Origin of the sequence: Pseudobythopirellula maris, from assembly GCF_007859945.1 — a bacterium.
Lineage (GTDB): Bacteria > Planctomycetota > Planctomycetia > Pirellulales > Lacipirellulaceae > Pseudobythopirellula > Pseudobythopirellula maris.
This window is the reverse complement of sequence record NZ_SJPQ01000004.1, coordinates 135,408-156,097: the sequence shown is the minus strand read 5'-3', so window position 1 is coordinate 156,097 and position 20,690 is coordinate 135,408. Positions and strand designations below refer to the sequence as shown.

Below are 20,690 nucleotides of genomic sequence, written 5' to 3'. Positions count from 1 at the left end.
AACGCCAATATGAAGTAGCATTATGTAGCAGATTAGGCGACTCAGCGGGAGTTGCTTGACTCCCAGTGCAGTCGATATGTTCCGAATCGGTGCGAGCGCTATGCCAAGATCAACTCCTGAGACAAGAGCCGCACTACGATACCGAAGATCGGCTGAGCGTGCGATCGAGATCCTCGCTATCTCAGAGGATGAGATCCCGAATCCGACCCAGCGATCGAAGTCGCTCGCCGATTCCCTGGAAAGCCTTGCTCAGCACGCGGTCGACTTGGGTCTGCCCGAGCCGCTGAGGCAGCAGTTCCGTGTCGCCTCCGACGAAGGAGACGCAGCGGTGGCTGGCGCCAACGGAGACGAGGAATGGTACGACCTAGAGTCACTTGCCTACGTTGACTCGATCTCGCCCTGTGAGGTTGAGCGTCACGGGCTTGAAGATCAGACCGCTTCTATCACGGACGAGCGACGATTGGTCGTCTCGCTTCCTTGGGGGGAACGTTACCTCGACCACCACAGCGAAACCCGAACACCGGAGGAGAAGGAAGCTCTGCGTGAGGCGGTGCTGCACGCGATACGCATCTGGCTCAGCGATCCTCGCGTGCGGGCGTTGCCGAGAAGCAGCTCGAACATGGGACTGATCCCACTCGAAGCCGAATGGATTCGCAGTGATCTGAAGCGGCTCGAGACCTGCATCGAGAGATATTGCGAGATCGACTCCGAAGACCTGGGCCCACCCGACGACCACGATATCGAACCGGACGAATCCGATGAAGCGATGTCCCAGCGGGCGCCGCTGAGCCAAGAGGAGTTGGTAGAGCAGCAGGCTCATCGCCAAAGGCTGAGGGAACAGGAGTGGCAGCAGGTCGAACCGGAGAAGCGCTGGGACGTGCGCCAGCTGATCGAACGCCTTTGGATACGCCTCAACCAAGGGGATCTTGAACTGATCGACTGCCGTGAAGATCAGCGCAATGATCTCGCGGTGGTCTGGGAGGCTGTGGAAACAAGCTACTGGTTCCTCGAGTTTGAAGAGAGCAGTGGTGGGGACGCCCTGATTAATCTGAACAAGGGTTACCCCTTCTTTTTTGAGGGAGTTCCTGAAGCCGTGGACAGGCTTTGCGACGGGCAGGCTCCGTCGGGACAACCGGCTACGGGACCGACGCAACACCAACAGCGTGAGAGCAAGCGTCTGCTCGATGAGGCAATCGAGCAGGACGAAGAGCATGACCAAGCGACTGCCGAAGTGATCCTGCCAGAGCACAGGAGTAGACCGGTTACCAAACGCAGGGTTGCGTGTCTTATAGGTAAGACAAATCCGGACAGCGGGGTTAAGTACCTCAATAAGCTTATCGAGGACGGAGAAATCAAGTGCATTGAGGTAACTAGGCAGTCTTATATCTTTGACTTGCGTTCGGACTGGTTTGACGAAGGAATCTGCTCGGAGCTCCGGCAATCCTCCTGAGCAAGCAATGCCGTGGGACTGCCGCTAACTGCGGCTCAACTGCTGCTAACTCCGCTGAGCCGCTTCTGAGCTGTGTAACTTGTGGGTGTTGAGGTTTTCATTCCTTTCACTCACGAGGACACGATGAGTCACGACACCATCTCAGCAGCCAACAGCGTTGGCTCTCCCCACCCCACGACGCCGTTGCTTCTGACGGCAGACCAGGCCGCCAAGGCTTTGTCGATCAGCCCCCGCAAGCTCTGGTCGCTGACCGCTGGGGGCGAGATCCCCCACGTTCGCATCGGCCGCAGCGTGCGATACCCGGCCGATGGGCTGCAAGCCTTCGTGGCCGCCAAGACGGAAGGGGGTGAGGTATGAGCCAAGAAAGAAGTACCCCCAGCGCCGACAAATGGACGACCAACCCCGTCGACACTGACACAACCTCTCGAATCCCAGGGAAAGACGGGGTTTCGTCAGCGTCAGACACGTTCGGTAGCGTTAAAGCCTCTTTAGCACGGGACCTGAATCCGACGACAGCCGCCGGGCACTACGCTGAGCAGCACGGCTTGGCGGTGTTCCCCTGCAATCGAGACAAGAAACCTGCCACCCCGCAAGGATTTAAGGACGCTACCAAAAACCCGACAGTATTCGAGAGGCAGTTTAAGGGCGGCTGCATCGTCGCGGTCGCGACAGGTGAGACCTCTGAAGTGTTGGTGCTGGATGTCGACATGCCCGGCGGAGACGAGTCCCTCAAAGAACTGGAGGCACAGAACGGCAGCTTGCCTGCGACGGTGACGGCCACGACACCACGGGGCGGTCGGCATTACTACTTCCGGATGCCTGTGGGAAAGGATCTCAGGTGCTCGGTAGGTAAGATCGCCGACAAAATCGACATCCGGGCCAACGGCGGCTACGTGCTGGCCCCCCCCGGCAAGACCAAGTCTGGTGGCTACGAGTGGGTCACTGACCGATCTCCTGACGAGGCGTCGTTTGCCGAGCCCCCCGAGTGGTTGGTCGATCTGATCGAGAAGAGCGACTCCACGGCGCCATCGGAGTACGACTCGCCCGGAGGCGAAACCATCGCTGAAGGGTCGAGAAACTCGACCCTCGCAAGCCTCGCGGGCAGCATGCGTCGTCGGGGGATGTCGCCTGAGGCGATCGAGGCTGCGCTGTTGGCGGAGAACAAAACCCGCTGCCTTCCGCCGCTCGAAGCGGTGGAAGTTAGGCAGATCGCGTCCAGCGTGGCACGTTATGCACCGGGGCAACAGGCATCGACGCCACCGCTGGTCTTCGAGCCCTTCCCGGTCGAAGTGCTTCCAGAGCCGGTCAAGGGTTTTGTCGTGGAAGGCGCCAAAGCGATCGGTTGCGACACAAGTTACATCGCCCTGCCAATGCTCACAGCCATGGCGGCGGCGATCGGTAACTCTCGGCGAATCGAGTTAAAGAAAGGCTGGACCGAGCCCGCAATCCTGTGGACTGCAATCGTCGGCGATTCCGGCACGATGAAGAGCCCGGCGTTCGAACTCGCGTTGGGGCCTGTCAGACGTCGCCAAAGCCAAGCGATGGCCGATCACGACGCAAACAACACCGAGTACTTGGCGAAAAAAGACTTCTACGATGCGGACAAAGCCAATAGGAGGAAGCGTGGGGGCGAAGGACCGCAGCCTGACGCCCCCGAGGCCCCTATCGCAGTACGGTACGTTGCCGACGACCTGACGATTGAGGCGTTGGCGGGGCTCCTGTCGAATCAGCCACGGGGGCTCCTGGTAGCCAGGGATGAACTCGCGGGGTGGTTCAATAGCTTCGATCGCTACTCCCAGGCAAGCGGTGGAGACGCTGCCCGTTGGCTCGAGTTACACGCTGGCCGCTCACTCATGGTCGATCGGAAGACCGGGGACAAGCCCACCCTATTCGTCCCACGTGCCGCCGTGAGCATTGCCGGGGGCATCCAGCCCGGAGTCTTGCGTCGTGCCTTGAGTCCTCAATACAGGGAAAGTGGAATGGCGGCACGACTACTGTTTGCGTCGCCGCCCCACCTTCCCAAGAGATGGACCGAGGAAGAGGTCGACCCAAATAAGACTGCCGCTATGGAGAGGCTTTTCGATAGACTCTACGAGCTAGATTTCGAAGCGAATGAGAGAGGCGATTTGGAGCCCCGGATAGCATCGCTCTCCTATAGGGCGAAGCCGGTGTGGATCGAGTTCTACAACAACCATGCGAACGAGCAAGCTGCGATGACCGGTGAGCTGTCCGCCGCGTGGTCCAAATTGGAGGGGTACGCCGCACGACTTGCTCTCGTAATCCACTACGCCGTGTGGGCCGTAAAGGACTCTGCGCTTGGTGGCGACGACCCCAGGATCGTCGAGGAGTCGAGCGTCGTAGCTGGGATCAAGCTGGCGGAGTGGTTCAAGCACGAGGCCCGCCGGATCTATGGCGATCTGCACGCAAACGAAGCCGACCGGTCACAGAAGCAGTTGATGGATCACATCCGTTCCTTGGGTGGAACGTGCACGGTGCGTGAACTGCACAGATCGGTCCGCAGCAAGGCGACCGCAGCAGAGATCGAAGAGGAGCTGAATGTTCTCGTAAAATCCGGTCATGGCGATTGGAAAAGCCAACCTCCGGGGGAGAGCGGTGGCAGGCCGACCCGCAGGTTTGTGCTCCAGGAAAGCGAAGCCGAGAAGGTTTTCAATGAAGTTGGCTGTGACGACATCCAGCCATCGGACTTGGACAGTGACTCGCGGTGCGATGGGCGACAGTAGCCGTACAATGCGGCGTGCCTCACGGATTCTCTCTTAGGAATTAAATACCACAGTCTGCGTGGTTGCGCGACTCAGTGCGACACGCGACAATAAAATGCGAAAGGTACAACCAAAATGGCATCAATCACCAAGCGCGGTGGCCGCAAGGCCAAAGGCAAGCCCTGGATAGTCCAGTGGTACGACCACACGGGAAAACGACGGACAGTCAACACGAAGACAACCGACAAGGCGGCCGCCGAGGCGATCGCCCGCAAGCTCGAATCGGAGGCGGCCCAGCGGCGGCATGGTGTGATCGACGCCGATGCCGAGGCGATTACCGATCAGTCACGGCGTTCGATCGAATCGCATCTGGCGGACTTTGAGTCGAAGATGCAGGCGGCAGGGCGTACCGATAAACACGTGCGGAGCACGATCGGCTTCATCCGTCAGATCTCTGATCTTGCAGGATTTACGGTCGTTGCCGACATCGAACCGGACTCCGTGAACCGCTACGCCGGCAAGCTGCGCAGTGAAGGCCGAGCACCGCGGACGATCGGCGCCCACCTCACCGCTATCCGTAGCTTCACCAAGTGGCTTGCCGAGCAGCAGAAGCTCCTCCGTGACCCCCTTGCCGGCGTGAAGAAGCCCAGCCCGGATAAGGATCGGCGGCTAAGACGACGGATGCTGCTCCCCCAGGAATGGCGGCATTTAGAGGCTTATCTGACTGATGCACCGGATCGCTACGGCATGGCAGCTAGCGAACGCAGCACGCTGTACTTAGCCGCTATCGAAACCGGACTGAGGGCCAACGAACTGCGTAGCCTCAAGCCTGGGAACCTTCATCTGGACGGGGAGAGTCCCTGTGTCGTCTGTGACGCCGGTAAGACCAAGAACGGCAAAGGAGCCCGCCAACACGTCAGGGCCCCTCTGGCAGTCCGCCTGCGGTCTCTGATCGCGACCAAGTCCTCCAAGTCTCCGGTATTCGACCTGCCGCACGAGGCAAATCTGGCGAGGATGCTGAGGGCCGATATTGAGGCGGTCCGGCAATTGTGGCTGTCGAAGTCGAAGCACGATCTGAAAGAGCGCCAACGACGCGAGCTTAGCGATTTTCTGGTCAACGAGAACCACGAGGGCGAGCGACTCGATTTCCACAGCCTGCGGCACACCTGTGGAGCTTGGCTGGCGAAGACCGGATCGAGCCCGAAGGAGGTCCAGACAATCATGCGTCACGGCGATATTAACCTCACGATGAATCGGTACGGCCACCTGTTCCCCGGACAGGAATCTGCCGCCATCGCCAAGCTCGATGACTTGCTACCTCCAATGACTGCCGAGACGGCAGGGGCATCGGGGAGGGAAGATCACCCCGCCGAAGAGCGCCCCGAAGCGCTGCACAGGGCGCTGCACAGAGGGCGCGAAAAGGGTCGACGTGGCGCCGGAGGGTGCGACGAACCGGCCGTTCCACTAGTTGCGTCTGCCGCGCCTTCGTCCCTTAAAAACAAGGGCTTCAGCGGCTCTATGCGAGCCGACGCCAAAGAAAACCAAAGCACGCCCGGCTGGACTCGAACCAGCGACCTGCGGATTAGAAGTCCGCTGCTCTATCCAGCTGAGCTACGGGCGCGTGCTTTTGTCTGAAGGGTTATACGTTCTATTCCCGCCGGGGGGGAGTGCTGGCGGGGAGCGTCCGAGAGGAGGGCGCTTGCCGCTGCGGGCCGGCGCCCGCGGCGAGACTACTACTATAGGTTCCGCAGAGGTTGGCACGCTATGGGATCGAGAGAGATCCGTGGCGGCTGAGAAGACGTGACGGACTGGGCGGATCGACTGCTCGGCGAGGTAACGGGTTATCCCGCCCCACCCGATTGCGAGTACAGGACGCCCAGGCCCGCCAGGTAGGTGAGCATCACCCACCACGAGTCGACCCCCATGCGCCACAGCGAGCGGTCGCGTCGCTCGAGCAGCCCCCACAGATAAAGCGCTGTCATCACGATGCTCAGGCCGCCCATCAGCAAGGCTGAGTTGTCCACGGCGTTCATCACCGGGCCGTCGCGGTAGGCGAGATCGGCGGGCAGCAGCAGCGCGATCTCCAGGGTGTTGGTGCCGAAGATGTTGGCGATCGCCATCGTGTACGCCCCCAGCCGCACCGCACCGGCGGTGGTGCTGATCTCGGGGAGCGACGTGGTGACCGCGACCAAGGTCGCCCCGATGAACCCGCTGCCGATGCCGGTTTGAGCCGACAGGGCGTCGGCCGAGGCGGTGACCACGCCGCCGCCCAGCAGCACGAGGAGACAGTTCAACGCGAACACGGCGGACAGCCAAGCCAAGCTTGCGCCGTCGCCTTTGTTGGTGTGCTGTTGTTCTTCTGAAGTTTCCACATGCTCCGGGTCGTCTTGCGCGCCCGCCTCTTGCGGTCGCTCGGGCAGCCGCACGGCGTCCCAGGTTTCGCGCGTGTTGAAGCGGTCTAGGTAGTACAGCGACATGCCGTAAATCCCCACCAGCAGCACGGGCCAGAAACCGAGATGGGCGACCACCGCCACGTCGCCGGCGGCGATCGCCACGATCGCCAAAGCGACTTGCAGCACCAGCAGCACACCGGCTAGCAGCAGCACCGGGTCGGGTGAGAAGAACGTGAGCGGGCCATCGCGGACGCTCCAGAAATCGATGACCGCCAGGACCGCTAGCTGCATCGCGACCCCGCCGAACAAGTTGTTCACCGCCAGCGGCGCGTTGCCCAGGGCGCCGGCGGTCATGGTGGTGACGATCTCGGGGAGCGAAGTCGCGCCGCCGAGCAACAGCGCGCCGGCGATCACCCGCGACATGCCGGTCCGCAACGAGATCGTGTCGGCTAGCCTCGAAAGCTTGAATCCTGCGGCCCAGACGACGAGCCCGCCAACAACGAGGATCAGCAGGTTCATCCAGAGAGGAAACGATTTGAAGTCGATCTCGGGCATCGGTTCCTTTTCTGAGCGGCAGCTATCCAGCTACTCCGACGAGCGATTGCTGGCTTATCGAGTGCGTGCCTCTAGCGCGGGCACATACTGCGCCACAGGTCGCACAGGCCCGCACTCTCATCGGTTATAGCGGGCGACACCGGTCCGCTTGGGGCCATCGCGCTCTGTCTAGTGGCTCAGCGCCCAGAGTGGTCCGCCCCGCCCCATGCACGAGGGCTGAGACGCGGGAGTTGGTTTGCGTATTCGCTCGCGCTGCCGACGGGTGACTGCGAACGGGTGGTCGCTCCACGCGCCGGCGCGCTGTTTGCTGCCTCAGTCAATCGACAAACCCCATTTAATTCCCGATGAACGCCTTAAGGCAATCAACAAAGCAAGGAACCCTTGATGATGAAGACTTCTCGACTCCTACCCACCATGGCCACGGCCCTTGTCTTCTCAATGGCCGCGTTGTTCGCTTGCGTCACTGAACGGGCGCAAGCACAGGCTTTCCGCTACTCCCCCGGCCCGGGTGTGAGCGTTACGTGGGGCGCCGGGTCTCCCTACTACGGACGTGGAAACTACCTCGGACGTGGCGGCTACCGCGACTACTCCCCTTATCGCTACCGGGGCGTGCGTCCCTACCGTCGCGGCATCCTGCGCGACAACTACCGCACGCCGATCTTCGGGCAGCGCTACCGCTATCGCAACTGGCGGTGAACCTAGCCCCCGCCGCGGTCGGCGCATCCGCGTCGATCGCGGCTCAGGGCGGCGCTCATCCCCAGAAATCGAACCCACCACAAAGAGATCAACACCATGACCACAACTCAAATCGAAGACCAACGCACACACTTGGAGCGTGATCTGCTGCGGCTCAATCGTGAGCTGACCAGGCTGCGGGAAGAATCGGCCCAGTGCGTCAACACGCCGGGCGACCGCGTGAGCGCCCCGAGCCACCCCGGCGACCACGACTCCGAGGGGGCCGCGATGCGGTTGCAAGAAGTCGCTTCGCACCGTCTGATTCTGCAGCAGACCGAGGAGGCGCTCGCTCGGATCGAAGCGGGCGAGTATGGCCGCTGCACGCGCTGCGGTGAAGAGATATCCGCAGAGCGCCTCGACGCCGTGCCGTACGCCGCACACTGCATCGCGTGCGAGCAAGAGGCTACCGGCTGAAGCTCTTCTCAGTAGTTCAGAATCTAGAGCCCGCTCAGCGGCCGGCTGCTCAGGCGATGCCCGAGCCGCCGCGCCGCGGGCGCCAGTCGCTGGCGCCGTAGCTAGCGTTGCACTGGAAGTCTTGATCGCGGCGGCCGCGCTCGTCGTCGACCACGATCCGCACGCTGTGCGAGAGCACACGCAGCACCTGCACGCGGTACCGCTGGTTCACGAGGAACGACTTACCCGCCTTCCTCTCCAGCAGCAAGAAACGCCCGTCGCGGCCCGACACGTAGTGTCCGGGGCAGTCGATCGTAGCCGAGCTCTTCTGGCCATCACGGCCGGGCCGTGAGCGGATAGCAAAGACCACCTCTTCGCGGCGGCTGCTGAGCTTGAGCGGCACGAGTTCAAACGCGTCGCCCAGCGGCAAAGCGTTGCCTCTCAGCACGGTGTGCAGGCGGGTGTCGGTGTGGCGCCGCAGGGTGGTGGGTCGAGCGGTGGGTCGATCCGAAAGGAGCGTGGGCGGTAGCGTGGATGAATCGATCATGGGGAGTATCCCTCCGTTGGGAAGGTCTTGGGGTGGGACGCCGACCACTGCCGCATCCGTACGGATCGCTGGGACTTTGTGCTCGACACCCGTCTACACAGAGAGGCCCGAAACGGGGGCGGTGGTAACGGGGAGTATTGTTCCGGGACTTCGTGGGCAGTTCTTGGGGGAGATGCAGCTGTTCCGATTAGAGAGAAGAGAGGGCGGCCCCCCGCACTCGCGCGGAGCGACTCTGAAAGCTGTAAAGCAATCGCGGCGCCACACCGTCCCCCGACAGAACGAAATCGGCCGATCACTGCCCGCTAGCGGCCATGATCTCTGAGCCTTGAGTCGCAAAGCCCGACAAAAAGCCTTGTCTTGCGTGCCGTCGAGAGTCGCCCGCGACGAAAGCTGCTGACAAGATTTCAATAGAATGCATCGTGGGCCACCCAACGATCCTGTCGGCGGCCCGCTCGCCGCCCGGCCATTCGGTCATCCACAAAGCAGCCCGCTGATCGCCCCACTACCAGCCGGGACAGAAGAAGAGCAACGGCCCAAAGCGCCAGCCGGCGAGGGAAAACCCGCCCGCGGGGGACGCCACCTTGCCCAGCCTATTAAGTTTGCGCAGAGCAGGAAGTCCGCGATAAGAGTGCAATGTCCAGAGCTAAAGTCCGCGGGAGGAATCAACAGGCCGATCCCCGCCCTGCCTGCCCTGCCCTGCCCTGTCGTGGCTCAGCCGGTCACCAGATGCTCGGTCGATTGCTTCGGCTCGCGCATCCGCCGCAGTTCGACGTCGTGCAAGCGCATCTTCGCCGACTCGAGGTAGACGCCGAAGCAGCCCTCCTCGAACGTGCCGTCGGCCAGGGTGAGGATCACCCGGCCGTCGACCGAGAGCTCCAGGTAGTTGCCAAAGGCGATCAGCTGCATCTCCGCCTCGCCGGGCGTCTCGACGTGCCAGTTGCCCCCTTGCAGGGCCTGGAACTGCATCATGTGCTCGCCGCTGCCGGGCGGGCCGGTCCGCCAGGCGCGGAGCTGCGCCACGCCTTTGAGCAAGTCGAGCGACAGGTAGTAGCCGTCGTGCGTCTCGGGGTCGACACGGAAGACCAAGCCGCACTTGCCCAGGCCCTCCAGGTCGATCTTCGCCCGCAGCCGGGCCGACGACATCACGCCGTCGAACACGAACGCCTGGAAGCCCGCCTCGCAGGAGAGGTCCAACTCGTTCCCGTCGACCGAGCAATGCTCGTCGGTCGAGGCGTCCTGGCGCAGCGGCCGCACGCAGCGGGTCTCGACCCGCTCGCCGACCCAGCGGTCGAGGCCCTCGAACGTGTTGGCGCGCAGCAGCCCCCCCTCGGTCCGCACCAGCCGCTTGGGCGGCGGCATCATGTTGTGCGTCGTGCGGTCGGGCCCCCCCAGCGTGAAGAAGTTCCACATCAGCCAGCCGTGCTCGTCCTGGCAGATGCGCCCCGCGTAGTTGCCCTGGGCCAACAGCACGTTGTCGTGGTAGCTCCGCCACGGCGAGCCGATGCGGTCGGTGTGCCAGTAGCGGATCTTGGCGTCTTCTCTGAGCGAGCCGATCAGGTAGTACTCGCCCTCGATCTTCAGCAGGTTCGGCACCTCGACGTCGTCGTACAGCCCCGGGTGGTGCAGCGCGGGCTGCGGGGTGAACTTGCCCGGCGACGTCTCTTCCATTTGCCCCACGCAGCCGCGTCGCACGACCGGCCCCTCCTTCATGCGGGCGGCCATGATCAGCCAGCCGCGGCCCCCTTCGCGGTAGTAGTACGGGTCGCGGAAGCTGACCCACTCACGCCCCTCGTCGAGCGACGACTCGTAGTAAGCGGGGTCGGCCTCCAACGGGAAGTTGCTCTCGGGATCGATCTTCGCGTGGCGGCAGCTGGTCGGCTGCTCCAGGGCGAGCTCCCGAGCCTTGAGCACCAGCTCCGGGTCGTTCGGCCCGCGGTGGTCGGTCCAGTCGACCGGCGTCTTCTGCCAGTGATAGAGATCGTCGCTCACGGCGAGGCCGATCCGCTGGATGTTCCCCTGCTCGCGGCGCGAGAGCCCGGTGTAGAACATCCGCCAGCGCCCCTTCACGTGCGGGTCGGGCGACACGGCCATGGTCCACAGCATCAGGTCGTCCCACGACCCGGGGTCGCCGATAAACAGGGCGTTGTTCACCCGCCGCCAGTTGATCGCGTCGGTGCTCACCGCGTGGGCGATGAAGTCGTGGTTCGGCAGAACCAGGTGAAACAGGTGGTAGAGGCCCTCGTGGTAAAAGACGTCGACGTCGCCGATCGCCTTGCGGGTGCCTTCGGCCTCGGTGAACACGGTGGACTGATCACTGGTGGGGAGCGCGGGGGGTGGTAAGCCCCCCAGTCTAGCTAGTCGCGCCGACGAGATCGACCGCGGTTCGGCGGGCGTCGCACCGCCCCCCACCTCATGCGGGTCTACGAAAAACGAACCCAACGGATCACCAAACTTTTTCATCAACCGGATAGCCCAGGTTCTTGAACCTGGGCGGCGAAGCCGCAAGAAGCATCACCAATGGCTCACCCGACTCGTGACGCGGCGCTCCTCGAATGGCTTCTTGTCGCCTGCGGCGACCCAGCTTCAAGAAGCTGGGCTACCCGATGGGCTACCCTTTACTCTGGCGTCCTGCGGAGTACCCGATACCCAGTGCGTCCAGTTACTCAATTGATTGGGTAGCCCAGGTTCTTGAACCTGGGCGGCGAAGCCGCAAGAAGCATCACCAACGGCTCACCCATCTCGTGGCGTGGCGCTCCTCGAATGGCTTCTTGGCGCCTGCGGCGACCCAGCTTCAAGAAGCTGGGCTACCCGATGGGCTACCCTTTACTCTGGCGTCCTGCGGAGTACCCGATACCCAGTGCGTCCAGATACTCAATTGATTGGGTAGCCCAGGTTCTTGAACCTGGGCGGCGAAGCCGCAAGAAGCATCACCAATGGCTCACCCGACTCGTGGCGCGGCGCCCCTAGAATGGCTTCTTGTCGCCTGCGGCGACCCAGCTTCAAGAAGCTGGGCTACCCGATGGGCTGGTACCCGGTGCGTCCGATCACTCGAGCTCCAGCTCAAACTCGTGCTCGCCAGGGCCGACCGTTTCGCTCGCCCGATCGGTGGGGAACTCGATCGTAGCGGTCGTGTTGGGCGGCGTCACGACTCGCATCGTTACGCGGCCGCCCTCTTTTTGCCACGAGCTCGCCGCTAGGCCGTACGCCGTTTCCAGCTCGACGCCAGCCGATTCGAGCGAGCCGTCGACAAGCGGCCGGACGAAAAAGTGCTTGTAGCCCGGGTGCGCGGGGTCGGGCGCCAGGCCGGCAACCCGCTCGTACATCCATTGGCCGATCGCCCCGTAAGCGTAGTGGTTGAACGAGTTCATCGACACGTTCCCAAAACCGTCCGCGTGGCTGTAGCTGTTCCACCGCTCCCACATGGTCGTGGCGCCTTGGTTGATCGAGTAGAACCACGACGGGTAGCTCTCCTTGAGCAGCAGCTCGTAGGCGAGCTCCGGGTAGCCCTGCTCTTCGAGTGTGCGGACCAGCAGCGGGGTCCCCAGGAACCCGGTCCGGAGGTGGCCGTCGGCCTCGCCGACCAAACGCACCACGTGCTCCGCCGCCCGGCCGTGCAGCTCGCTGGGGATGAGCTCAAAGGCGATGGCGAGCAGGTAAGCCGTTTGCGTGGGCGGGGCGTTCTGCAGCGTCCCCTCCGAGTCGAAGTAATGCCCGGCGAAGGCCGCTTTGACCCGGTCGGCCTCGTCGGCGTAGCGGCGGGCGAGGTCGTCGCGGCCGACGATCTTGGCGGCCCGCGACAGCAGGTCGGCGCAGCGGGCGTAGTAGGCCGTGCCGATCAACGCCGCCGGCGTGTCGCCCTTGTTGCTCTCGGAGTAGGGCTGCAGCCAATCGCCGTAAGACTTGATCTCGGTGATCCGCCCGTCGGTCGACTGCGAGCGGTACCAGCCGACGAGCCGCTCCATCATGGGTAAATTGTCGGCCAGCAGCTCGGTGTCGCCGGTGCGGACGTAGACCTCCCAGGGGATGACGACGGCGGCGTCCATCCAGCCGGGGCTGCCCCCATTGCCGAGCACGTCGGGTACGACGTGCGGGATGCGGCCGTCGTCGAACTGGTCGTCTCGCATCGAGCCGAGCCAGCTCTTCCAGAAGGCGTGGCTGTCGTAGTTGAACATCGAGGTCGGGCAGAAAACCTGGGCGTCGCCGGTCCAGCCGAGCCGCTCGTCGCGCTGCGGGCAGTCGGTCGGGATGTCGAGGAAGTTGCCGCGCTGGCCCCAAACGATGTTGCTCTGCAGCTGGTTCAATTTGGCGTGCGACGAGTCGAAGCGGCCGACCCGATCGAGGTCGCTGTGCATCACCAGGCCGCTCACCCACGAGGCCTGGGGCTCGGCGCCCGCGGGCAAGCCGCTCAGCTCGACGTAGCGGAAACCGTGGAACGTGAACGAGGGGCGCCACTCGATGCGGCCCGTCTCGGCGGCCGTGTAGCGGTCGGTCGACTCGGCCGTGCGGTACGCCTCGGTGTAGAGCGTGCCGTCGGCCTTGAGCATCTCGGAGGTCCGCAGCGTGATGGTCTCGCCCTGCTCGGTCGGCACGCTGATCCGCGCGCAGCCGACCATGTTCTGCCCCAGGTCAAAGACGAACTTGCCGGGGGCCGGCTCGGTGATCTGTTGGGGCGAGAGCTCCTCGACCACTCGGACCGGCGCCAGCGGCTTGGGGGTGAGCCGCGCCGGGCCGAGCTCGGCGTTCGCCACGACCGGCGCCCACCCCTCGACCGCCCGCCGGGCGTCGTGCCGCTCGCCGTCGTACAGGCTGGAGCTCAGTACCGGCCCGTCGTAGGTCCCCTGCCACTCGCCGTCCGAGACGACCGTCAGCTCCTTGCCGTCCGCCAGCTCGATCTCCAGCTGGCAGAGGAACTCGGGCCGCCGGCCGTAATGGGCGACCTTGTTCCGCCAGCCGAGCTTGCCCGCGTACCAGCCCGTGCCGAGCATCGCCCGCAGTGTGTTCTCTCCCGAGCGCAGCTGCTCGGTCACATCGTAAGTCAGTGTGTCGAGCCGCTTCTCGTAGGAGGTCCAGCCGTTGGCGAAGTGGTCGCGGCCGACACGCTCGCCGTTGATCTCCACCTGAAAGACGCCTCGCGCCGTGACGTGCAGCCTCGCGCGGGCGACCTCGCCCCCCAGCGAAACGACACGCCGCAGCCAGGCGACGCGCTCTTGATGGGGGTCGATCTCCCCCGCCGGGTGGATCCAATGTGCTTGCCAATCCTCCGCGGAGAGCAGCCCGGTCTCCAGCTCGGCCCGCTCACTCCAGGGGCGCTCTTCGCCTTGCTCGTCGCGCACCTGCACCCGCCATCGCACCCGCTCGCCCGAACGGAGCGGCCGGCCGCCGTACTCGACGAAGACCGATCGCGGCGACTCGACCCAACCACTCTCCCAGCGGTCGCCATCGGCGACGACCTCTAGGCGGTAAGCGGTTTGCCGTTCGGCGCCCGCGGGCAGCTTCCATGAGAACCGCGGCGTGGCGTCGTGGAAGCCGAGCGGGCTGACAAACCCTTCGCCCACCGTGAGCGAGTGGGCGGGCTGGGCGTACGCATCACCGGCCCCGCAGGCGGCCAGGAACGTCGCCACGACGAGCAAGAAAGCGGGGCGCAAGAAAGAAGGACATAGCCGTTGCATGAAAGATCGCCCGAGGAGTTGATAAGCGTGATTGAGAAGCAGCGTAGAAAAACGAGCGCCGAACGCGGCGCGAGACCCCCCGAGCGTAATGAGGATCGACCGCCAGGTCTGCACGCCGCCCCACAAAACGGCGCACATGGCGCCCGACGGGACGGGGCGCTCAAATCCGCCGGCGGGAAAAACCGCCGCGTTCCCAGCCCCTCAAACGACGGCCGCCACGCCGCACTAAACCAAGCAGCGACGGCGGCTTACGACAAAATCGCGAACGGCCAAGAATCGCTGCTGCGCGCGCGGCCAAAAGCGATTGTCGAAATTAGGTGAAACGGCTGCTACAAAGATAATTGGGCGCCGCAGGGGTGTATCGCCCCGCCCGCCGCTGCGATTTCGCAGACCTTTCTCGCCGTTCTAGCCGTCGCGGCTGCGTCGATTGGGACATCGGCGCCGCTATCCAGGCGGGAAACTTTTCTGCGGACGATTCCACCGTGCGTTTCTGAAAAACTATTGGCCGCGCGGCAGTCAGAACCAACCACGCCAAAGCCTAACGCGATCAAGCATCCAAACGAAAAGCAACAACCGTCAGGTCATCCGGCTTGCTCGGCGTGAGCCCCGTCGCTTCTTCGAGAGAGTCGTCCATCCGGCGGCGGGCCTCTTCTACCAAACCGGTGATCGCCTTCGGGAGCGATCCCTTGCGGATGCGCTCAACGACCTCGGCCACGTGCAGGTTGTCGAACAGGCCGTCGGTCGCCAGCAGCAGCGTGTCGCGCGGCGCGAGGCGGTGCGTGGGGCCGATCTCGATCCGCATCTCCGACCAGCCGACAACGTTCGACACGACGTGCCGCTCGTCGTGGTGCATCGCCTCCTGGTCGCACAGCACGCCCGCCTCCACAGCCTGCGCCACCGGGGCGTGGGCCACGGTGAGCAGCTTCACCCGGCCGCGCTGACCAACGACCAAGATCTGGCTGTCGCCCACGTGGTAGGGCCGCACGAAGCCGTCGACCACCTCGGCGGCGGCCAGTGTGGCGGCGGCGCCGACGCCCAGGGCGATGACCTGCTGGTTGGCCCGCTCGATGCCGTCAAGAATCGCGCCGCGGAGCGGCGAGCCGGTCAGGGCGATCCGGCCGACCTCGTCGCGGAGTGTCTCGACCGTGAGCCGAGATGCAGCCTCGCCGGCGGCCTCGCCCCCCAGGCCGTCGGAGACGGCGAGCACGCCTCCGGTCCAAGCCGCGTCGGCCGGCCCGGGCAGCACCGCCAGGGCGTCTTCGTTGGGCGACGGCTTGTCGGGGCAACGCGTCGAGAAGTATACGACCTCGCCACCCATGGCGCGCGTCGACTCCGGCGCGTCCATGGTCGCGGCGAGGCAGAGCGTCGGTTCAGTACAGGTCGTCAAAATGGCTGGCTGCTTGCCGTGCGGGGCGACGCGTTGGGCTGGCAAAGATTAGTCGGGGAACGATTCGCGACCAAGCGGCGTGACCGTCGCGTGATCTTAACAATCATGCCTCATAGCGGGTGGACTGCGGGCGGGCGGAATCACGGCTTATTAAGATTTCGTACGGTGCAAACCGAGGGTTTTATCGAGTTGCTTGCCGCACCACGGGCACCACCCCCAAAACCCGACGGCCACGCCGCACGCGCAGCGAGGGCACTTGCTTTTGGGGTGGTCGTCGCTGGCGGGCTCGAGCTTCCATTTCTTACGCACCTTGGTGCGGCACCAGGGGCAGTATCGCATGAAGGGGCGGAGCTGCTTGCGATCGCACGAGGCGTTCGCGCACTTGCCCGTCGCGAGCTTGTCGGCGAGCGGTCGGTCGGACTCCGGCTCGAAGCCGGCGCCGAAGCACCACGGGCAGTAACGCCAGTCGGCCTTCAGGCCGCGGTCGCAACGCGGGCAGACGGTGGGCAACACCGTGGGGCCTTTGTGCTTCTTGCGGGCGACGCCGCACCACGGGCAGGCGGCCATCGCCTCGGCCACCGGCGCGCCGCAAGAGGTGCAGGGGCAATGGCCGCCGAGCGCCTTGCCGAACAGCCGCAGGTAGTGCCGCCATTGCACCTCTTGCCAGCCGATGCTCGAGGTGTGGGTCGAGGTGCGTCGGCGGGTCGCTTTGGCCCGCGCGCTCCCCGCCGTGCGGCCGGTCGAGAGGCTCTTGCGCGCCGCGCTGCGCAGGGCGGTGAGCATCGGGGCGGCCGACGCGTAGCGGCGTTTGGGGTCGAGGTCGATCGCGCGGCGCAGGACCGTCAGCAGGTCGGCGTGGACCTTGCGTTTCATCCGCTCGACGCCCGGCGGCGGCCACGTGAACGGGTACTCCGGCAGCACGCCGGCGAGCATCCGGTAAATCACCAGGCCGAGCGAGAAGACGTCGCTGCGGAACGACGGCTTGCCCATCGCCTGCTCCGGGGCGCAGTAGCCCACGGTGCCCGAGCCGGAGCCGCGCACCGTGCGCAGGGCGACGATCGCGATGCCGAAGTCGGTGAGCATCAGCCCGTCGGGCGTGATGATGAAGTTCTCCGGCTTGATGTCGCAGTGGATCACGCGTTCGGAGTGGGCGTGGGCCACGGCGGCGGTCATCTGCTCGGCGAACTCGAGCGCCTTGGCGAGCGAGAGCCGCGACTGCAGCCGGTCGGCCAGCGACTTCTCGCCGAGCGGGTAGGCCAAGACGTACCGCCCGTCGATCGTGTCGGCCGACTTGAGCGGCATGATGTGGGGGTGGCGCAACTTGGCCGCCAGGCGGATCTCCTTGAGGAAGTCGGCCTCGGCCTCGGCGTCGAGCACCGACTTGTTGGGGATCTTCAGCGCCACACGCTGCCCCTCGAGCGTGTCGTAAGCCCGGTAGACCGTGGCGAATCCGCCGTCGCCGAGCTTGCGCTCGACGCGGTACTTGCCGAGCCGGGCGCCTTTGCGGAGCTTGTCAGTCGAGGGGCGGGGCGGCACGGGCGTAGTGGCTCAGCGAGGGATCGGCGGGGGTATCTCAAGCATAGCGTTGGAATCGGCCGTGCGAAGCGTGGCGTGGTCCGATCGGCCTGCGGCTGAAAGGTCGTCGGCTATTCCCCCTCATCCCTGAATCCTGATCCCTACTCTTTCGCCAGCTCGACGCAGACACATTCCTTGTCGTTGCGGACGTACATCCGCTGGTCGGCAAACGCCGGCATGCACCAGACCACGTCGCGGCCGAAGGCGACGTTCGTCGGCTCGAGGATCTTGGCGCGGTCGAGCTCCTCGTAGCCCTCGGGCGTGAGGCGGGCGATCAGCAGCTCGCCGTTCTCGTTGAAGAGCCAGAACCGGTCGCTCTCGCCCTGGCGGACGATGAACGCCGTGCCGGTGCCCAGCGGCCGCTTGCTCACCGGCGCCGGGGTGTCCCACAGCCGCCGGCCCTCGGGCAGCTTGACCGCGGCCAGCGAGCCGCCGCCCCCCATGCCGTAGAGGATGTCGCCGACGATGATCGGCTGCACGTTCACGGGCGAGACGGCTTGCTTGCGGCGGTTGCGCCAAACGACCTCGGCTGCCGGTTTGTCGGCGGCTAGCTTCAGCAGCAGGCTCTGGTCTTGGTAGCCGGCCGCGTAAAGGTGCTCGCCCATCTGGAGCGGCGCCATGATGATCGAACCGCCGGTCGCCTGGTACGGCACGGACCAATGCTCCTCGCCCGTCTCGGGGTCGACCGACGAGACGGCGTCGGGCCTCAGCAGGATGAGCTGCCGAGAGCCGCCCGCCTCGATGATGGTGGGGGGCGAGTAGCCTTGCTCGGGGGCGGTGAGCGAGCGCCACAACTCCTTGCCCGTCGCCTTGTCGAGCGCGACGACGTGGCTTCCCTCGCCGCCGGCGAGCGTGATCAGTTTGTCACCGTCGATGAGCGGCGGGGCGGCGTAGCCCCACAGCGCGGGCTTGGTCTTGTAGTCGGTCGGCAGGTGACGCTCCCAGACGACCTTGCCCGTGGCGGCCTCGAAGCAGAAAAGATGCCCCTCGGCGCCGAGCGTGTAAACGTGGTCGCCGTCGACGGCCGGCGTGCAGCGCGGGCCGGCCGGATAAGAGATGGCGTACTCGACCGCCGACTCGTGCTCCCAGAGCAACTTGCCGGTGGTTTGGTCGAGGCAGCGAACCCGCTCCGCGCCGACGAGCGCTTTGCGTTCGAAGTTCGCCGCGGTGTAGTCGCCTTCGGTGACGAAGTCGGCCACGAACACCCGCCCGTCCGCCACGGCGGGGCCGGCGTAGCCCCCGGCGGTGGGCGTGCGCCACACGACCTCGGGGCCCCCTTCGGGGAATTCCTCCAGCAGGCCCTCTTCACGCCAAACGTTGTCACGCTCGGGTCCCATCCAGTGCGGCCAGTCGTCGGCCACGGCGGTCGAGACCAAGGAGTGGGCTGCGGCTAGGCAGACTATGGCGAGCAGCAGGGAGGCGGTAGGCCGAGAAGAGAGCAGCATGGCGAGGGCGTCCGGGGGCGAAGTTGCAGCGCGCTGGGGGCGCCGTGGATTATCCCCCTCTGCCGCCTACGGCACAACGCCACCCTGCCCCGCACTGCCCTGCCCTGCACTGCCGCTTACGACCCTCCGCTCACCGCGATTGCGGGCGTGATCTCACACGACGGTGATGTCGTCGAGTCCCGACTCGCTGGGGGGGAACTGCGGGTCGAGCTCTTCGAGCGTGCTGCGGAGCAGTTCGCTGACCACCAGATTGCGGTACCACTTGCGGTCGGCCGGAATCACGTGCCAGGGGGCGTGTTTCGTGTTGCAGTGCGCCAGGGCCGCTTCGTAGGCCTCTTGGTAGTCGTCCCACAGCTTGCGTTCGGCGAGGTCGCCCTTGCTGAACTTCCAACGCTTGTTGGGGTTGTCGAGCCGCTTCTGCAGTCGCTCGCGTTGCTCCTCTTTGCTGACGTGCAGCATGCACTTGACGATCGTGACACTCCCCTCGGTGAGCATCTGCTCGAACTCGTTGATCCGCTCGTAGCGGCTGCGCCACTCCTCCTTGGGCACGAGGTTGTGGACACGCACGACGAGCACGTCTTCGTAGTGGCTGCGGTTGAAGATGCCGATGTTGCCGCGGCGGGGCACGGCTTGGTGGATCCGCCACAGGAAGTCGTGGTCGAGTTCCAGATTGCTCGGCGCTTTGAACGGCGTGACCTGGCAGCTCTGCGGGCTCACGCTGTGCATGACCGCGCGGATGGTGCCGTCTTTGCCAGCCGTGTCCATGCCTTGCAGCACGAGCAGCACCGACCGGCGGTTCTCGGCGTACAACCGGTAGGCGAGGTCGCGGGTCCGCTCGGCGTTCTGCTCCATGCGCTCGGCGGCCGACTCTTTGTCCCAATCGCCGTCGATCTTGCGAGGATCGATGTCGGCTAAACAGACTTTCTCGCCAGGCTTGAACGTGATGGGTCGCGGCATCGGCTTGCTCTCGGCGTGCAGAAAAAACTAGCGGGGGTGCGTTACTAGCATAGCACGCAACCGCGACGCCAGCTTTTCGCCGCGGACGGCTGGTGCGCAGCTCGCCGCAGCGATCGTCGGCATCGTCGGCTTGGTGCAGCGCGATATGCGAGGAACCAGGCCGCTGAATCTCGACCGCGTTACGGATCGATCGTGATCGGCTCTTCGCCGATCAACTCCGCCTCGAAGGGCGTGAGGCCGTTGGCGAGAGAAAAGACGCCGCCTTGCATCGTCCCGTTGGCTTCGTTCACCAGGCCGGCGGTGAGGGCGCCCGTCAGGTTGATCCAAACCGCCGTGCGGCCGAACGAGTAGCCGACGCCGGGCGTGGGGAACGTGGCGCGGAACTCGGCGACGAGCAGCAGCTGGTCGCTCTGCTCGATGACGACCGTGTAACTCGTCTCGCCGCTGGTGAGCAGCCACTCTCCCTCAACCTCAGCGGCTTGGGACGAGCGGGCGGCCGACACGATCGCCAAGAAAGCAAGGCAAAGGGTCGCGGTTGATCGACGGGGGGAAGCATGCATCGCGGCGCCGTGGCTGGTGGTGCGGGGTCGGGCTCTCGAACGCCACCGCACGCTAACAACCGTCCAAGCGGAAGTCAAAAAATTATCCCAAGGTTTTGCGATTTCCTCGTCTCACTCCGGCTCCGCCCAAACGCGTGCTTCGCCCGAATGGTCGAGTTCGACGTGGATCACACTCGGCCGGCAACAGACCGGGCAGTCCTCCACGTACTCCTGATCCTCGCCGGCCGACAGGTCGACCGGCACCACGATCTCCTCGCCACAGGCGTCGCAGATGTAGGAGGCTTCGTCGTCCATCGAGAGCGGG

At 64.8% G+C, this 20,690-nt stretch carries 15 protein-coding genes, 1 tRNA gene and 1 pseudogene; 6 read left to right on the top strand and 11 right to left on the bottom strand.

Annotated elements, in window-relative coordinates:
• Window positions 1-100: 100 nt before the first annotated feature.
• From Mal64_RS16890 to Mal64_RS20475, 4 genes and pseudogenes are all read left to right on the top strand, one after another.
• Window positions 101-1,450, top strand: coding sequence for a hypothetical protein (locus Mal64_RS16890; protein WP_146402486.1), 1,350 nt, complete (start codon window positions 101-103; stop codon window positions 1,448-1,450).
• A 123-nt stretch (window positions 1,451-1,573) separates the two neighbouring features.
• Window positions 1,574-1,807 carry a helix-turn-helix domain-containing protein gene (locus Mal64_RS16885; RefSeq protein WP_146402484.1) on the top strand — a complete coding sequence of 78 codons (234 nt, stop codon included), beginning with the start codon at window positions 1,574-1,576 and terminating at the stop codon, window positions 1,805-1,807.
• A complete protein-coding gene (locus Mal64_RS16880) occupies window positions 1,804-4,191 on the top strand; it encodes a DUF3987 domain-containing protein (RefSeq protein WP_146402482.1) in 2,388 nt (795 codons plus the stop codon). Before Mal64_RS16885 ends, Mal64_RS16880 begins: the two co-directional genes overlap by 4 nt.
• Window positions 4,192-4,305: 114 nt before the next feature.
• Window positions 4,306-5,427 (top strand): annotated as a pseudogene (locus Mal64_RS20475) (tyrosine-type recombinase/integrase); the annotation flags it as partial.
• Window positions 5,428-5,717: 290 nt separating this feature from the next.
• Here Mal64_RS20475 and Mal64_RS16870 read toward each other — a convergent pair.
• Window positions 5,718-5,791 (bottom strand) — tRNA-Arg (locus Mal64_RS16870).
• Between the two features lie 220 nt (window positions 5,792-6,011).
• Window positions 6,012-7,118, bottom strand: coding sequence for a sodium:calcium antiporter (locus Mal64_RS16865; protein ID WP_146402479.1), 1,107 nt, complete (start codon window positions 7,116-7,118; stop codon window positions 6,012-6,014).
• 414 nt (window positions 7,119-7,532) lie between these two features.
• Here Mal64_RS16865 and Mal64_RS16860 point away from each other — a divergent pair, with 414 nt between their 5' ends.
• Entirely contained in the window at window positions 7,533-7,814 is a 282-nt protein-coding gene (locus Mal64_RS16860) for a hypothetical protein (RefSeq protein WP_146402477.1), read from the top strand.
• 96 nt (window positions 7,815-7,910) lie between these two features.
• Window positions 7,911-8,267: a TraR/DksA family transcriptional regulator gene (locus tag Mal64_RS16855; protein WP_146402474.1), complete on the top strand. Its 357-nt coding sequence runs from the start codon at window positions 7,911-7,913 to the stop codon at window positions 8,265-8,267.
• A 49-nt stretch (window positions 8,268-8,316) separates the two neighbouring features.
• Here Mal64_RS16855 and Mal64_RS16850 read toward each other — a convergent pair whose 3' ends face one another.
• The 9 genes from Mal64_RS16850 to Mal64_RS16810 form a co-directional block, all read right to left on the bottom strand.
• The gene (locus tag Mal64_RS16850; RefSeq protein WP_146402471.1) at window positions 8,317-8,793 is read right to left on the bottom strand and encodes a hypothetical protein; all 477 of its coding nucleotides are present in this window, start codon (window positions 8,791-8,793) and stop codon (window positions 8,317-8,319) included.
• Window positions 8,794-9,504: 711 nt separating this feature from the next.
• Complete coding sequence (locus tag Mal64_RS16845; RefSeq protein ID WP_146402468.1) at window positions 9,505-11,094, bottom strand: glycosyl hydrolase; 1,590 nt, start codon at window positions 11,092-11,094, stop codon at window positions 9,505-9,507.
• 743 nt (window positions 11,095-11,837) lie between these two features.
• Window positions 11,838-14,462 carry an alpha-L-rhamnosidase gene (locus tag Mal64_RS16840; protein ID WP_146402466.1) on the bottom strand — a complete coding sequence of 875 codons (2,625 nt, stop codon included), beginning with the start codon at window positions 14,460-14,462 and terminating at the stop codon, window positions 11,838-11,840.
• Between the two features lie 547 nt (window positions 14,463-15,009).
• Complete coding sequence (locus tag Mal64_RS16835; protein ID WP_146402463.1) at window positions 15,010-15,894, bottom strand: PP2C family protein-serine/threonine phosphatase; 885 nt, start codon at window positions 15,892-15,894, stop codon at window positions 15,010-15,012.
• Between the two features lie 105 nt (window positions 15,895-15,999).
• Complete coding sequence (locus Mal64_RS16830) at window positions 16,000-17,385, bottom strand: serine/threonine-protein kinase (protein WP_146402461.1); 1,386 nt, start codon at window positions 17,383-17,385, stop codon at window positions 16,000-16,002.
• Between the two features lie 140 nt (window positions 17,386-17,525).
• A complete protein-coding gene (locus Mal64_RS16825; RefSeq protein ID WP_146402459.1) occupies window positions 17,526-18,869 on the bottom strand; it encodes a PQQ-binding-like beta-propeller repeat protein in 1,344 nt (447 codons plus the stop codon).
• Window positions 18,870-19,022: 153 nt separating this feature from the next.
• A complete protein-coding gene (locus tag Mal64_RS16820) occupies window positions 19,023-19,826 on the bottom strand; it encodes a polyphosphate kinase 2 family protein (protein WP_146402456.1) in 804 nt (267 codons plus the stop codon).
• Between the two features lie 179 nt (window positions 19,827-20,005).
• On the bottom strand, window positions 20,006-20,386 hold the full coding sequence (locus tag Mal64_RS16815) for a hypothetical protein (protein WP_146402453.1): 381 nt from the start codon (window positions 20,384-20,386) through the stop codon (window positions 20,006-20,008).
• Between the two features lie 111 nt (window positions 20,387-20,497).
• Window positions 20,498-20,680, bottom strand: a complete 183-nt coding sequence (locus Mal64_RS16810) for a CPXCG motif-containing cysteine-rich protein (RefSeq protein ID WP_146402451.1) — start codon at window positions 20,678-20,680, stop codon at window positions 20,498-20,500.
• Window positions 20,681-20,690 lie beyond the last annotated feature (10 nt).